This is a genomic window from Enterobacter sp. MGH85 (assembly GCF_001037655.1).
Lineage (GTDB): Bacteria > Pseudomonadota > Gammaproteobacteria > Enterobacterales > Enterobacteriaceae > Enterobacter > Enterobacter intestinihominis.
The window spans coordinates 4,346,111-4,360,336 of record NZ_KQ089925.1; the positions used below are offsets into that span (position 1 = coordinate 4,346,111).

The window sequence follows — 14,226 nt, forward strand, 5'->3', positions numbered from 1 at the left end:
ATAAGATAGATAACGATAATCACTATCATTATCAAATCATGGATGTTGCTATGTCGTTTTCCTCTTCTGCGGTGCGCGCCCTTGCCGTGCCCGTTTTATTGCTACTGCTAATCCTTGCGATTGCACTCAGCCTGCTGGTCGGCGCAAAACCGCTGCCCGCGTCCGTTATTGTCGATGCGCTATCCGGTACCTGTCAGAGCGCCGACTGCACCATCGTGCTCGACGCTCGCCTGCCCCGCACCCTTGCCGGATTGCTGGCTGGCGGTGCGCTCGGCCTTGCCGGTGCCCTAATGCAAACCCTCACCCGCAACCCGCTGGCGGACCCCGGCATTCTCGGCGTTAACTCCGGCGCCAGCTTTGCCATCGTGCTCGGCGCAGCGCTGTTTGGATTTACGTCCCCCTCTGAACAGCTGATGATGGCTTTTTGCGGCGCGCTGGCAGCCTCGCTGGTGGTGGCGTTTACCGGCAGCCAGGGCGGCGGCCAGCTCAGCCCGGTACGCTTAACGCTGGCGGGCGTAGCGCTCGCGGCGGTACTGGAAGGCTTGTCCAACGGCATCGCCCTGCTCAACCCGGACGTGTATGACCAGCTGCGCTTCTGGCAGGCGGGTTCGCTGGATATTCGTACCCTTGAAACCTTAAAGGTGGTGGTGATCCCGACGATCGTCGCTGCCGCCGTGGCGCTCTGTTTAAGCCGGGCGCTGAACAGCCTGAGCCTCGGCAGCGATACCGCGACCGCCCTCGGCAACCGCGTGGCGCGCACGCAGCTGACGGGGCTACTCGCCATTACCGTGCTCTGCGGCAGCGCGACCGCCGTGGTCGGGCCGATTGCCTTTATCGGCCTGATGATGCCGCACATGGCGCGCTGGCTGGTGGGGGCGGATCACCGCTGGTCGCTGCCGGTCACGCTGCTGGCGACCCCTGCCCTGCTGCTCTTTGCTGACGTACTGGGCCGCCTGCTGGTGCCGGGTGAACTGCGCGTCTCGGTGGTCAGCGCCTTTATCGGCGCGCCGGTGCTGATCTTCCTGGTTCGACGCAGACGCGGGGGTGGCGCATGATGGCCCCGTCCCGTCGTTTACTTACCAGCGTCGCCCTGCTGGTCGTCGCCAGTCTGCTGCTGGCGGTCTGGAGCCTGCAAAGCGGTGCCGTAACGCTTGATTTCGCGCAGGTCTTTCACGCTCTCAGCGGCAGCGCGCCGCGTAACATCACCATGGTGGTCACCGAATGGCGACTGCCGCGCGTGGCGATGGCGATCCTGGTGGGCGCGGCGCTTGGCGTCAGCGGCGCGATATTCCAGTCGCTGATGCGTAACCCCCTCGGGAGCCCGGACGTGATGGGCCTGAATACCGGCGCGTGGAGCGGCGTGCTGGTGGCGATGGTGCTGTTCGGGCAGCATCTCACGGTCATTACCTTTACGGCGATGGCGGGCGGCATTCTCACCTCCCTGCTTATCTGGGCCCTGGCCTGGCGCAACGGCATCGACACCTTCCGTCTGATCATCATCGGGATCGGCATCCGTGCGATGCTGATGGCGTTTAACACCTGGCTTCTGCTACAGGCATCGCTGGAAACCGCGCTCTCCGCCGGGCTGTGGTACGCCGGCTCCCTCAACGGTCTGACGTGGGGAAAAACCTGGCCCGCCGCGCCGCTGATTTTGCTGATGTTTATTGGCGCGTTGCTGCTGGTCTGGCGCATGCGGCTGCTGGAGATGGGCGACGACAGCGCCTGCGCGCTGGGCGTGAGCGTAGAGCGCTCGCGCCTGATGCTGATGCTGGTGGCGGTCTTGCTGACCGCAGCGTCTACCGCCATCGCCGGGCCGATCTCCTTTATTGCCCTCGTAGCCCCGCATATCGCGCGGCGTCTTAGCGGTACCGCGCGCTGGGGATTAACCCAGGCGGCGCTGTGCGGCGCATTGTTACTGCTGGCCGCCGATCTCTGCGCTCAGCAGCTGTTTATGCCTTATCAACTGCCGGTGGGCGTGGTGACCGTCAGCCTCGGCGGGATTTACCTCATCGTCTTGCTCGTTCAGGAGTCACGCAAGAAATGACAGATTCAACATTCCGCTTGCGCGGCGAAAACTTGACCCTCGGCTACGGCAAAAAAATCATTGTCCGGGATTTATCCGTGTCCATTCCGGACGGCCACTTCACCGCCATTATCGGTCCGAACGGTTGCGGCAAATCGACCCTGCTGCGCACGCTGAGCCGCCTGATGTCGCCGGTTGAGGGTAGCGTGTTCCTCGACGGGGAGCAGATCCAGCGCTTCGCCAGCAAAGAGGTGGCGCGCCGAATTGGCCTGCTGGCGCAAAACGCCACCACGCCGGGGGATATTACCGTGCAGGAGCTGGTCTCCCGCGGGCGCTACCCGCACCAGCCGCTGTTTACCCGCTGGCGCAAGGAGGACAACGAGGCGGTGAAGCGCGCGATGCAGGCGACGGGCATCACCGATCTGGCCCAACAAAGCGTCGATACTCTCTCCGGCGGACAGCGCCAGCGCGCCTGGATTGCAATGGTACTGGCGCAGGAAACCTCGATTATGCTGCTGGACGAGCCGACAACCTGGCTCGATATCAGCCATCAGATTGATCTGCTGGAGCTGCTGAGTGAACTGAACCGCACGCAGGGGTACACCCTGGCGGCAGTGCTGCACGACTTAAATCAGGCGTGCCGCTACGCGACGCATCTGATTGCGCTGCGCGACGGCGAGATTGTGGCGCAGGGCGCGCCGAAGGAGATTGTGACGCCGGATCTGATCGCGCGGATCTACGGCATGCGCTGCATGATTATTGACGATCCGGTGGCGGGTACGCCGCTGGTGGTGCCGTTGGGCAAGCGTGCGGTCTGATGCCCTCACCCCGGCCCTCTCCCACAGGGAGAGGGAGCAAACCATCCCCTCTCCCCGTGGGAGAGGGTTAGGGTGAGGGGCATTTGCACTAACCTAAAATTTCCTTCAGTACCGGCCCAATCTTCTCAAACGCCTGCGGTGAAATAATATCCACGTGGGCGCAGTCCTGGCTGTACACCTCCAGCGCACTCACCCACGGCGCCCATGCGGCCTGCGGATCCATGGTTCGCGTGCGTTCGGCGACAAACAGCGTCGCTTTACCGTCAAACCGCGCGCTGTGCGCCGTAGTAAGCAGCCGCACCGCATCGGCGTAGTTGCCTTCAATAGCGTTAAACAGCTCGCTGGAACCTTGCCCCTGCTGGGCGGCGATAAACGCCTGACGCTCGCGCTCAATTTCCGCCAGCACCTCCGGATCGAGGCCATTGGCCTCTTTCTCCGCCCAGTTCTGGGTTTCCGGCGGCCAGGTATCCAGCAGGCCGAGGAACGCCACCGCTTCACCCTGCTCGCGCAGACGCGCCGCAATGCCCTGCGCCAGCGTGCCGCCGAGGGAATAGCCGAACAGATAATACGGCCCCTGCGGCTGCTGCTTACGCAACGTGTTCAGATGATGTTCGATCACCGCATCGAGATCCGCACACTGCTCCATCGGCCCCTCAGGCCGGGGAGACTGAATGCCGAGGATTGACCAGCGCGGGCTGAGGTAGCGCGCCAGGACGCTAAACTGCCAGGCAAAGCCGGACGCCGGATGGAAGCAGAACAGCGTCGGGCCGTTGCTTTCACGCAGCGGGAGAACAGTTTCATACCCCAGACGCTGCGCCTGCTCGTCGCTCATCTGCGAGTCCAGCAGGCCGCTAAGCTTACTCACCGTCGAGGCGACCATAATCTGGCCCGGCGTGACCTTACGGCTGAACGCACGGCTGAGCTGAGCCGCGAGGCGCATCGCCAGCAGCGAGTGGCCGCCGAGGGCAAAGAAATCGGCTTCGATATCGTTCACTGCGCAGCCCAGCAGGGCAGAAAACGCCTGCGCCACGGCGACTTCGGTTTGTGTCTCAGGCGCGCGACCAGAGGTTTTGCTGGTCAGCTCCGGCAGCGGCAACGCCTTGCGATCCAGCTTGCCGTTGGCGCTTAACGGCAGCGCGCTGATTTGCAGCAGCACCACCGGCACCATATGTGGCGGCAGCTGGGCTTTGAGTGATGCTAGCAGCGCGTCGCGATCCAGCGGTAAGCCGGATTCGGAGACAACGTACCCCACCAGCTGGCGGGCATCGCCACCTGTCGCCGCTGCCTGGTTGAACACGCAGGCGTGCGCCACGGCCTGGGCCACATCCGGCAGCGCAAGCATGGCCCGGTCGATTTCGCCCAGCTCAATGCGCTGTCCGCGGATTTTTAACTGGTCATCGCTGCGGCCCAGATATTCTACCGCGCCGTTGTCCAGCCAGCGGGCAACGTCCCCGGTGCGGTACATCCGCTCGCCGGGGGCAAACGGATCGGCGATAAAGCGGCTGGCGGTAAGGTCGGGGCGTCCCAGATACCCCTGCGCCAGCTGGATGCCGGTGAGATACAGATCCCCCGCCACGCCGAACGGCACCGGGCGCATCATCGCGTCCAGAATGCGCAGCCCCGTATTCCACACCGGGAAGCCGATCGGCACGCTGTTCCCTTCCACCGCCGCCAGCTCGGGGCCGTACGCCGGATACCAGCTGACGTCCACCGCCGCTTCGGTCGGGCCATAGAGGTTGTGCAGCGGCGCATGGGTGAGCTGTTCCCACTCGCGGCACAGCGCAGTCGGCAACGCCTCGCCGCTACAGAACACCTGCTTCAGCGTCCTGCAACAGTCGACGTTTTCCGGCGTCAGCGAGGCGACGAACGCCGCCAGCATCGACGGCACGAAGTGGGTGGTGGTTACGCCATATTGTGCGAAGAAGCTCTGCATCGCCTGCGGATCGCGGTGCGCGTCCGGCTCGGCCATCACCAGCTTCGCCCCGGCGATAAACGGCCACCAGAACTCCCACACCGACACGTCAAAGCTGCACGGCGTTTTCTGCGCCACCACGTCATGCGCCGCCAGTGAATAATGATCCTGCATCCACTTCAGGCGGTTAACGATGGCGGTATGGCCGACCATCACGCCTTTTGGTCGTCCCGTCGAACCGGAGGTAAAGATGATGTACGCGGTCTGCTCCGGCTTCGCCAGGCGCAGAGGTTCAGCATCGGTGCCCGGTAATAGTGTGTTGTAACTAAAGGTGGCGATCGGCAGATCGTTAAAGCGCGGAAGCTGCTGGGCGGTGGTAATGAGCAGCGACGGCTTCGCGTCCTCCAGCATCATCCGCAGACGGTCGTCCGGGTAACCGGTATCCAGCGGCAGCCAGGCGGCGCCAGCTTCAACAATCCCGTGCAGCGCCAGGGTCAGGAACACCGAGCGCGGGAGCGCCACCGCCACGCTGTCGCCCGGCTTCACGCCGCGCGCGCGCAGCAGATTTGCCAGCGCGACCACCTGCTCGCGCATCTGGCGGTAGTTCAGCTCAGTATGGGCATCCGCCAGCGCCGGGGCGTCCGGCGTTTTGCTCGCCTGCTCCGCGACAAGGTCCGCCAGCGTGGTGGACGGCAGCGCCAGCCCGGTATCGTTGATTCGCGCCAGCCGGGCGTATTCCTGCTCTGATACGGTTTCCACGTCGCCACAGCGCAGGTCCGGGTTGGCGGCAAACTGCGTCAGCATTGCGTTCAGCCGCGCCGCGTGCCCCTTCAGCGTCGCCTCGTCGTAACGCTGCCTGTTGGCGAGGATCTCAATGCTTAGTCCGCCCTGCTCGTCCGGGAATAGCGCCAGCTCCAGATCGTTCACCGGGCCGGTCGCCAGCGTGTGGGTAATGGCCTCCACGCCGTCGATATCCAGCTGATAATCGAACACCTTGACGTTCAGCACCGGACCAAACAAGGGTTCGTCCCCTGCTGCCTGCCCGCTGTCGCGCACGATCTGCTCGGCATCGTAGCGCTGATGGCGGCGCATCTTTTTCAGCTGGTTCGCCAGGCGCAGCGCCAGCGCTGGCAAGCTCTCGTGCGGGCGAATATTCACCGCCAGCGGCAGGACGTTGAGCACCGGTCCGGTCGCGGTCAGCGCGGCGGAGCCCATACGGCGCATAAAGATAAACCCGGCGGCGTAGTCCAGCCGTCCGGTCAGGCGGCCCAGCCACAGCGCCACCAGCGCAAGCGCCAGATCGGTTCGCTGCGTTTGTCCGGCCGCCTGTGCAAGCTGGCTGAACGCACGGCCGTCCATCGCCATTTTCAGGCGCAGGATGTCGGTGGTGGCGGCGCGTCCCGGCAGGGGCGCGGAAGAGAGCGAGACCGGAGAAGGAAGCTGTTGGCGCTGTTCGGCCCAGAAAGCACCGTCGCGCTGATACGCCTCGCTGTCGCGATAGCGCTGATACTCCTCCACCACCTCGGCGAACGGAGTAAACGGGGAGGCGGGCGCAGGTTCACCTTTCTGCCACGCAGCGTAAATGGCGGCGATCTGACGGGTAATGGCCGGGAAACTGAAGCCATCTACCACCAGATGATGATACCGCTGATACCAGTACCAGTGGTTTGCTCCCACCTGAATCAGCTGGTGAAACGCCAGCGGCTGACCGCTGTCGACGCGCAGGTTCTGGTTGAGATCGGCCTCCATCAGCGCCACGGCGGCGTCGTGGGAGTTAACGCGCACAATGGACGGCTCCGGCAGGATCATGGCCTCATCGACCCACTGCCACACCTCGCCGTTATCCTCAGCGAAACGCATCCGCAGGGTGTCGGCCTGCATCATGCCTTCAGCGATGGCTTTTGCCAGCAACGGCGCGTCGATAGCGCCTTTCAGTTCGGTGTAGTGCGCCACGCTCCAGGCGTTTGGCAGGGAGGAAAGCTGCTCTGCCATCCAGATCCCCGGCTGGGCGGCGACAAGAGGGAGACGGTTCATGCGCGCTCCCCCGCAAAATAAGACGGCTCAAGCGTCTGCCACTGTTCCGCCAGCCACTGCTGGCACGCCTCCTGAGAATGTGGTTCGCACACCACGCGCCAGCCCGCGGGCAACTCGCACTCCTGCGGCCACAGGCTGTACTGCCCCTGGTCATTTTGCAAAATGGCGAACTGTCCCTGCGGATTATCGAAAGGATTGCTGAATTCCATACAGACTCCGTTATTGAATAAGCGGCTGCCAGAGGGTCATCAGCCCCTGTGTCAGCCCACCGCGCCAGCAAAGCGCATCGTGTCCGCCGTCAACCTGACGCCAGAAAACCGGTTGCTGAGTGTGTAGTTCGGCGAGGATCGCCTGGTTTGCGCGTAAGATAAGCGGCTCGTTGCGCCCGGCCTCAAGGACGATGCGCAGCCCGCGAGCGGTTTTTTCACCCGCTTTGAGTTGTTCAATGAGCAGCCCGTCCTGCTGCGCGCCGCGGTGCGGCCACCAGTAGGATCCGGACTGGCTGAGGATGCAGCCAAAACGCTGCGGCCAGTTGAGGCCCGCATAGAGGGAAGAGAGCCCGCCGAAGCTTTGGCCCGCCACCACGGTATGGTCGGCGCGGTCGCTGAACGGGGCCATGCTTTTCACCTGCGGGAGGAGTTCGTCCTGCACCGCCAGCCAGAAATCAGGGTTGCACGGCAGCTCGCGGCTGCGGTGTGCGGTGTCAATGACGTCGATTAAGACATAAACCGCAGGCGGCAGTTTGCCTTCATGGGTGAGCGACGCCAGCGCAGGCCAGACGGGCATGCTTTCGGCCCAGAACTGCCCGTCAAGCAGCACCGCCAGCGGGCGCTCCGGGCTTTCATCCCCGGTGGTAAAAATCCACACGCGGCGATGGTTCCTCAGACGCGCGCTGTGCCACTCAATGCAGACTGGCTTTTTATAGGGCGTATCGGGATGGTTCCAGCCGGGCTGTACGGGCGCCTCCGGCATCTCCAGCGCCGAGACGGCGTGCCCGCGCCCGCCGCGCCAGCTCTGGGCATTCAGCGGATCGGAAACCGCGTGCGGCAGCAGTTTGCGCCAGCCTTCGCGCAGCGCCATGCGGTCCGGCTGCTCGCCTTCAAACACTGCGCTGGCAAAATCATCTTCATTGTCGGAGGGGATAAAACAGTAGCTGCCGCGCCATTCGGGGCTGAACTCGCCCTGCCACTGCCAGACGTCGGTATCCGGGATACGTTCAAGGGACTGCGGACGGGCATTTTGATGGTGATCGGTCACGCCGGTGACGTAGAGCCAGACGCGTTTAATCGTCGACGTTTTCTGCGTTCCCGCCGGGTCCCGCCACCAGAATGTCACGCGATAGTTTTCCTGATGACGTTCCCGTTCCGGCCCGTTTTTCGCCTGCCACCACGCTTCACTTCCGGTTGTTAACGCCGTCACCCTTATAACCCCATGTTTAACAGTCTTTTTTGTTTCAGAGCAAATTTTATTGATAATATTATTGATAACTATTTGCATTTGCAATAGCGTAATGCCCGCGCTGTGGGAAGCGCGCTCATTAAATAACCATAAAAGCGGGACGTACAATGAATAAGAAGATTCACTCTCTGGCCTTGCTGGTCAATTTAGGGATTTATGGTGTCGCGCTGCCCGCCATGGCAGACGACAACACCGCCTCCGCGCAGCACGAAGACACCATGGTGATCACCGCCGCCGAGCAGAATTTGCAGGCGCCGGGCGTGTCGACCATCACCGCCGATGAGATCCGCAAAAACCCGCCCGCGCGCGACGTGGCGGAAATCATCCGCACCATGCCGGGCGTTAACCTGACCGGCAACTCCACCAGCGGCCAGCGCGGGAACAACCGCCAGATTGACATTCGCGGCATGGGCCCGGAAAACACCCTGATTCTGATTGACGGCAAGCCGGTCACCAGCCGCAACTCCATCCGTCTGGGCTGGCGCGGCGAGCGTGACACCCGCGGCGATACCGGCTGGGTACCGCCAGAGATGATCGAGCGCATCGAAGTGATCCGTGGCCCGGCCGCTGCACGCTACGGTAACGGCGCGGCGGGCGGCGTGGTGAACATCATCACCAAAAAATTCGACGACCAGTGGCACGGCTCCTGGAACACCTACCTGAACGCGCCAGAACATAAGGACGAAGGTTCGACTAAACGCACCAACTTCAGCCTGAGCGGCCCGCTGGGCGGCGACTTCAGCTTCCGCATGTTTGGTAACCTGGACAAAACCCAGGCCGATGCGTGGGACATCAACCAGGGTCACCAGTCTGAACGTACCGGTGCCTACGCCAACACCCTGCCCGCAGGCCGTGAAGGTGTGGAAAACAAAGACATCAACGGCGTGGTGCGCTGGGACTTCGCACCAATGCAGTCGCTGGAGTTTGAAGCGGGCTACAGCCGCCAGAACAACCTGTATGCGGGCGACACGCAGAACACCAACAACGACAACGCGCTGGTGAAGAAGAACTACGGTAAAGAGACGAACCGTATTTATCGCCAGAACTTCGCCGTGACCTGGAACGGCGGCTGGGATAACGGCATTACCACCAGCAACTGGGCGCAGTACGAGCACACCCGCAACTCCCGTCTGGGTGAAGGACTGGCGGGCGGTACTGAAGGTCTGTTCAACAGCAATAAATTCACCGACACCGATCTGTCCGACGTGATGCTGCACAGCGAAATCAACCTACCGATTGATTTCATTGTGAACCAGAACCTGACGCTCGGCACCGAGTGGAACCAGCAGCGCATGAAGGACTCGACCTCCTTCACGCAAACCCAGCAGGGCGGCACCATCCCGGGCATGAGCGAAGACCGTAGCCCCTACACGTCAGCGGAGATCTTCTCCCTGTTCGCCGAAAACAACATGGAGCTGACCGACAGCACCATGCTGACCCCTGCCCTGCGCTTCGATCACCACACTATTGTCGGCGATAACTGGAGCCCGTCCCTGAACCTGTCGCAAGGTCTGGGGGATGACTTCACCCTGAAGATGGGCATCGCGCGCGCCTATAAAGCACCAAGCCTGTATCAGACCAACCCGAACTACCTGCTGTACAGTAAAGGCCAGGGCTGCTACGCCAGCTCCGACGGCGTGGGCTGCTACATGATGGGTAACGACGATCTGAAAGCGGAAACCAGCATCAACAAAGAGATTGGCCTGGAGTGGAAACGCGACGGCTGGCTGGCGGGCGTGACCTGGTTCCGCAACGACTATCGCAACAAGATTGAAGCGGGCTACGCGCCGATTGGCCAGACGTCCACCGGCAAAGTCACCACCGATATCTACCAGTGGGAAAACGTACCGAAGGCGGTAGTGGAAGGTCTGGAAGGCTCCCTGAACGTGCCGGTCAGCGATACCATCAACTGGACCAACAACATCACCTACATGCTGCAAAGCAAGAACAAGGAGACCGGCGATCGTCTGTCGATCATCCCGGAGTATACGCTGAACTCTACCCTGAGCTGGCAGGTACGTCAGGATGTCTCATTGCAGTCGACCTTCACCTGGTACGGCAAGCAGCAGCCGAAGAAGTACAACTACAAAGGTCAGCCGGTGACCGGGTCTGAGAAAGACGAAGTCAGCCCGTACAGCATCGTTGGCCTGAGCGCGACCTGGGACGTGACGAAAAACGTCAGCCTGACCGGCGGCGTGGACAACGTCTTCGACAAGCGCCAGTGGCGCGCCGGTAACGCCCAGACCACGGGTAATACCACGACGGGTGCGTATATGTACGGTGCGGGTGCGTATACGTATAATGAGCCGGGTCGCACCTGGTACATGAGCGTGAATACGAGGTTCTGATACAGGCAGTGACTTCCCCCTCTCCCTGTGGGCTGAGGGATCCCCAGTAATTTTTTTATGCAGAAGCAATAAAGTTGCTTTCTAAATGACTGAGGGCTGTCAGCGATGCCCTGGTCCGGCTGTAAATCGCTGAGGCGTTTGCCTTCCGGCCGGGGCGAGGCGCAGGGATGCGCCGAGAGGGCGGCTTTACAGGGACGTTGCCTCCGCCCGTACCCGATAAGCCGGAAGGAATAAGCCGAGGGCACCGCGAAGCGGCGATTTACCGCCGGGAGCCCGGGTCGCCAGGGTGGTGGCGACTGAGCCACCCTGGCACGTTCACCGGTCATGTCGTTACAGAGTAGCAAGGAACATAAAGTGAACGGAATGACCACCACCGCCGTATGTTCCCCTCACCCTAACCCTCTCCCCGGAGGGGCGAGGGGATTGCTCAGTGCTCGCATTAATTTGTGGGGAACCCTCAGCCCTTTGGGAGAGGGCCGGGGTGAGGGCATCAGGCCGCACAATACTGAAGGGAAAACCATGCACACAACCCACAGCACATTTTCTCTCGCCGGCCACACCCTTCACCGCATCACTTTCGACCCCACCACCTTCATCGACGCCGATCTCCTCTGGCTCCCCCATCACGCACAGCTGGCTGACGCCGGACGCAAGCGCAAATCCGACCACCTGGCAGGCCGCATCGCCGCGGCGCATGCGCTAAACGAGCGCGTAATCCCCGGCATCGGACCCAGCGGCGAACCGCTCTGGCCGCAAGGTATTTCCGGCAGCATCACCCACAGCGGCACGCAGGCGATGGCCGTCGTCACGCAATACCCTGCGCTTATCGGCATCGATTGTGAAACGATCCTTTCCGAAAACGAAGCCTGGGAAATCAAAGACGGCATTATTGATACGCAGGAAGAACCTGTGCTTTCCCGCTCGGGATACCCGTTCGCCCTCGCCCTGACGCTGGCGTTCAGCGCCAAAGAGAGCCTGTTCAAGGCCCTCTTTCCGCAGGTGCAGGCCTGGATGGGTTTTGACAGCGCCCGCATTACCCTGCTCGACGACAGGACGCTTACGCTGGCATTGACCCGTCAACTTGCAGGCTTTGAGGAAGGCACTGCCTTCACCCTTCACTGGCAGCAGCACGGCGAACAGGTCATCACCCTGCTGTCACACGCTCCTGCCGACGTGCCTTCACGCTGGTCAACACAAACGTCACGATAAACACCATCGCGAACAGGACCACAATGGTCGGCGCGGGCGCGCTGTCGAGATAAAACGAGGCATAAACGCCGCTTACCGACACCAGCGCTGAAACGGCGACCGCCACCAGCAGCGCCATGTGAAAGCGTCGGGTGATCAGCACCGCCACCGCGCCGGGGGCAATCAGCAGCGAAATCGACAGAATTATACCCACCGCTTTCAGCGTCGCCACGATGGTCAGCGAAACCATGCATAGTAAGCCGTAGTGCAGCCAGCGGGTGCGCAGGCCGCTCGCCTGCGCCTGCTGATAGTCAAAGCAGAACAGCAGAAAATCGCGCCACTTCAGGCCAATCACCAGCGCAATCAACCCCGCGACGAGACCGCTTTGCAAAATGTCCATCCCGTTAATGCCCAGCATATCGCCGAACAGAATGTGGTCGAGATGCACCTCAGGTTTGACGGCGATATAGAGGATCAGCCCGGCGCCGAACATGCCGGAAAAGACGATCCCCATAACCGTATCTTGCTTGATTCGGCTGTTATCCTTCAGGTATCCGGTGGCGACCGCGCAGAACAGACCGGCCACGAATGCGCCCAGCGCCAGCGGCAGGCCCATCATCCAGGCCAGCACGACGCCGGGAAACACCGCGTGGCTCATGGCGTCGCCCATCAGCGCCCAGCCTTTCAGCACCAGAAAAACCGACAGCAGCGCGCAGGGCACGGCCACCAGGAGTGAAATCATCAGGGCGTTGTTCATAAACGCAAACTGGAACGGTTCGAGGAGCTGCGTCATCATGGATGTGCCTCCCGCGCCCGACGGCGGCTGGCAAGCAGCCCGTGCTTCGGCGCAAAGACGAACGCCAGCAGGAACAGCAGCGTCTGGGCGACCACGATAATGCCGCCGGTGGCGCCGTCCAGGTAATAGCTGGCCCACGCACCGAGGAAGCTGGTGATGCTGCCAATGGCGACGGCAATCATCAACAGGCGCGGGAAGCGATCGGTCAGCAGCCAGGCGGTCGCACCGGGCGTAACCACCAGACAGATCACCAGAAATGCGCCGACGGTTTGCAGCGCCGCCACGGTAGAGACCGCCAGTAGCGTAAAGAAGAGAATTTTCAGACGTTCCGGGCGCAGACCGATGGCGCGGGCGTGGTTCTCATCAAAAAAGGTCACCATCAGATCTTTCCATTTGAACAGCAGGATAACTATCGACACCACGCCGATAATCGCCAGCTGGACGATATCTTCCGGGGCGATGGCGAGAATATTGCCGAGGACGATGGTCTGAATGTTCACCGAGGTCGGGTTGAGTGAGACCATAAACAGCCCCAGCCCGAAAAACGAGGAGAAGATCAGCCCGATAATGGCGTCCTCCTTCAGGCGGCTGCGCTGGTTGAGAAACAGCATGCTGCCCGCCGCCAGCCCGCCCGATAAAAACGCCCCCAGCGAGAACGGCAGTCCGAGCATGTAAGCGCCCGCTACGCCCGGCACGATGGAGTGCGACAGCGCATCGCCGATCAGCGACCAGCCTTTGAGCATCAGATAGCAGGAGAGAAACGCGCACAGCCCGCCCACCATCGCCGAGACCCACATCGCGTTGAGCATGTACTCGTAGCCAAAGGGTTCGAGAAGCGCGTTCATTTGGCCTCCTGTCGGTGCGTGACGAAGGGGCGTTCGTCGTCGGTAATAATGCGATCTTCCGAGCCGCTGAGCACCACGTGGCGCAGCACACCGCTGAAGGCGCGCTCAAGATTCTCGGCGGTAAAGGTGATATCCGTCGGGCCGCTCGCCAGCACGGTGCCTTTGACCATCACCGTGTAATCGCAGAATTCCGTGACCGAGCCCAGATTGTGGGTCGAAACCAGCATCGTTTTACCCTCGTCGCGCAGCTCCCGCAGCAGGCTGATGATCCTGGCTTCGGTTTTGACGTCCACGCCGGTAAACGGCTCGTCGAGCAGGATCACCTCGCCCTGCTGGGCAATCGCCCTCGCCAGAAACACGCGCTTCTTTTGGCCGCCGGAGAGCTCGCCAATCTGCCGATGACGCAGCTCAAGCATGTCCACGCGCTTCAGGGCGTCGGTTACAATCTGCCTGTCGCGCTCTTTAGGCCGACGCAGAAACCCCATATGCCCGTAGCGGCCCATCATCACCACGTCCTCGACCAGCACCGGAAATGACCAGTCGACCTCTTCCGACTGCGGCACGTAGGCGACCAGGTTCAGGCGCAGCGCCCGGTGAGGCGGAAGCCCGAGAATGGAGATAGTGCCGCTCGCCGCCCGCACAAAGCCCATCACCGCCTTAAACAGCGTGGACTTGCCGGAACCGTTCACCCCCACCAGGGCGGCAATCGATCCGCCCGGCACGCTGAACGACGCGTCGCGCAGCGCCGTGTGGCCGTTGCGGTAGGTCACGGTCACGTCGGTTACAACAATCCCCTTCTGCATG

Annotated in this window: 11 protein-coding genes; 5 read left to right on the plus strand and 6 right to left on the minus strand. The window is 62.0% G+C overall.

The genetic code is table 11. The features are described 5' to 3' along the window. Nucleotides 1-50 precede the first annotated feature (50 nt). From fepD to fepC, 3 genes are read left to right on the plus strand one after another with little or no spacing between them, the layout of a single operon-like run. Nucleotides 51-1,055: a Fe(3+)-siderophore ABC transporter permease gene (gene fepD, locus SK51_RS20685; RefSeq protein WP_022647378.1), complete on the plus strand. Its 1,005-nt coding sequence runs from the start codon at nucleotides 51-53 to the stop codon at nucleotides 1,053-1,055. Next, on the plus strand, nucleotides 1,055-2,044 hold the full coding sequence (fepG, locus tag SK51_RS20690) for an iron-enterobactin ABC transporter permease (protein ID WP_075551303.1): 990 nt from the start codon (nucleotides 1,055-1,057) through the stop codon (nucleotides 2,042-2,044). Before fepD ends, fepG begins: the two co-directional genes overlap by 1 nt. Continuing rightward, a complete protein-coding gene (gene fepC, locus SK51_RS20695) occupies nucleotides 2,041-2,841 on the plus strand; it encodes an iron-enterobactin ABC transporter ATP-binding protein (protein WP_023305658.1) in 801 nt (266 codons plus the stop codon). The genes fepG and fepC overlap by 4 nt, the downstream gene beginning before the upstream one ends. 88 nt (nucleotides 2,842-2,929) lie before the next feature. Here fepC and entF read toward each other — a convergent pair whose 3' ends face one another. From entF to fes, 3 genes are read right to left on the minus strand one after another with little or no spacing between them, the layout of a single operon-like run. Next, nucleotides 2,930-6,787 carry an enterobactin non-ribosomal peptide synthetase EntF gene (gene entF, locus SK51_RS20700; protein WP_048207025.1) on the minus strand — a complete coding sequence of 1,286 codons (3,858 nt, stop codon included), beginning with the start codon at nucleotides 6,785-6,787 and terminating at the stop codon, nucleotides 2,930-2,932. Then, a complete protein-coding gene (locus tag SK51_RS20705) occupies nucleotides 6,784-6,996 on the minus strand; it encodes an MbtH family protein (protein WP_023305656.1) in 213 nt (70 codons plus the stop codon). Before SK51_RS20705 ends, entF begins: the two co-directional genes overlap by 4 nt. Nucleotides 6,997-7,006: 10 nt before the next feature. Next, entirely contained in the window at nucleotides 7,007-8,206 is a 1,200-nt protein-coding gene (gene fes / locus SK51_RS20710; protein ID WP_032670974.1) for an enterochelin esterase, read from the minus strand. A gap of 146 nt (nucleotides 8,207-8,352) precedes the next feature. On the opposite strand from fes, the gene SK51_RS20715 reads away from it, so the two are divergent. Beyond that, entirely contained in the window at nucleotides 8,353-10,593 is a 2,241-nt protein-coding gene (locus SK51_RS20715; RefSeq protein ID WP_023305654.1) for a TonB-dependent siderophore receptor, read from the plus strand. A gap of 519 nt (nucleotides 10,594-11,112) precedes the next feature. After that, nucleotides 11,113-11,802, plus strand: coding sequence for an enterobactin synthase subunit EntD (gene entD / locus SK51_RS20720; RefSeq protein ID WP_032670972.1), 690 nt, complete (start codon nucleotides 11,113-11,115; stop codon nucleotides 11,800-11,802). On the opposite strand, the gene SK51_RS20725 is transcribed toward entD, so the two are convergent. The 3 genes from SK51_RS20725 to sitB are packed head-to-tail and all read right to left on the minus strand — an operon-like array spanning nucleotide 11,738 to nucleotide 14,225. Then, nucleotides 11,738-12,577: a metal ABC transporter permease gene (locus SK51_RS20725; RefSeq protein ID WP_023305651.1), complete on the minus strand. Its 840-nt coding sequence runs from the start codon at nucleotides 12,575-12,577 to the stop codon at nucleotides 11,738-11,740. The two genes, entD and SK51_RS20725, sit on opposite strands and share 65 nt — an antisense overlap. After that, a complete protein-coding gene (sitC, locus tag SK51_RS20730) occupies nucleotides 12,574-13,422 on the minus strand; it encodes an iron/manganese ABC transporter permease subunit SitC (protein WP_022647369.1) in 849 nt (282 codons plus the stop codon). Before sitC ends, SK51_RS20725 begins: the two co-directional genes overlap by 4 nt. After that, nucleotides 13,419-14,225: an iron/manganese ABC transporter ATP-binding protein SitB gene (sitB, locus tag SK51_RS20735; protein WP_023299548.1), complete on the minus strand. Its 807-nt coding sequence runs from the start codon at nucleotides 14,223-14,225 to the stop codon at nucleotides 13,419-13,421. Before sitB ends, sitC begins: the two co-directional genes overlap by 4 nt. Nucleotide 14,226: the final 1 nt, after the last annotated feature.

What these genes read in the sequence shown, in the direction of transcription:
- sitC (WP_022647369.1), bottom strand. Translation starts at nt 13,422, where the DNA reads ATGAACGCGCTTCTCGAACCCTTTGGCTACGAGTACATGCTCAACGCG.
- SK51_RS20705 (WP_023305656.1), bottom strand. Translation starts at nt 6,996, where the DNA reads ATGGAATTCAGCAATCCTTTCGATAATCCGCAGGGACAGTTCGCCATT.
- entF (WP_048207025.1), bottom strand. Translation starts at nt 6,787, where the DNA reads ATGAACCGTCTCCCTCTTGTCGCCGCCCAGCCGGGGATCTGGATGGCA.
- SK51_RS20725 (WP_023305651.1), bottom strand. Translation starts at nt 12,577, where the DNA reads ATGATGACGCAGCTCCTCGAACCGTTCCAGTTTGCGTTTATGAACAAC.
- fepD (WP_022647378.1), top strand. Translation starts at nt 51, where the DNA reads ATGTCGTTTTCCTCTTCTGCGGTGCGCGCCCTTGCCGTGCCCGTTTTA.
- sitB (WP_023299548.1), bottom strand. Translation starts at nt 14,225, where the DNA reads ATGCAGAAGGGGATTGTTGTAACCGACGTGACCGTGACCTACCGCAAC.
- SK51_RS20715 (WP_023305654.1), top strand. Translation starts at nt 8,353, where the DNA reads ATGAATAAGAAGATTCACTCTCTGGCCTTGCTGGTCAATTTAGGGATT.
- fepG (WP_075551303.1), top strand. Translation starts at nt 1,055, where the DNA reads ATGGCCCCGTCCCGTCGTTTACTTACCAGCGTCGCCCTGCTGGTCGTC.
- entD (WP_032670972.1), top strand. Translation starts at nt 11,113, where the DNA reads ATGCACACAACCCACAGCACATTTTCTCTCGCCGGCCACACCCTTCAC.
- fepC (WP_023305658.1), top strand. Translation starts at nt 2,041, where the DNA reads ATGACAGATTCAACATTCCGCTTGCGCGGCGAAAACTTGACCCTCGGC.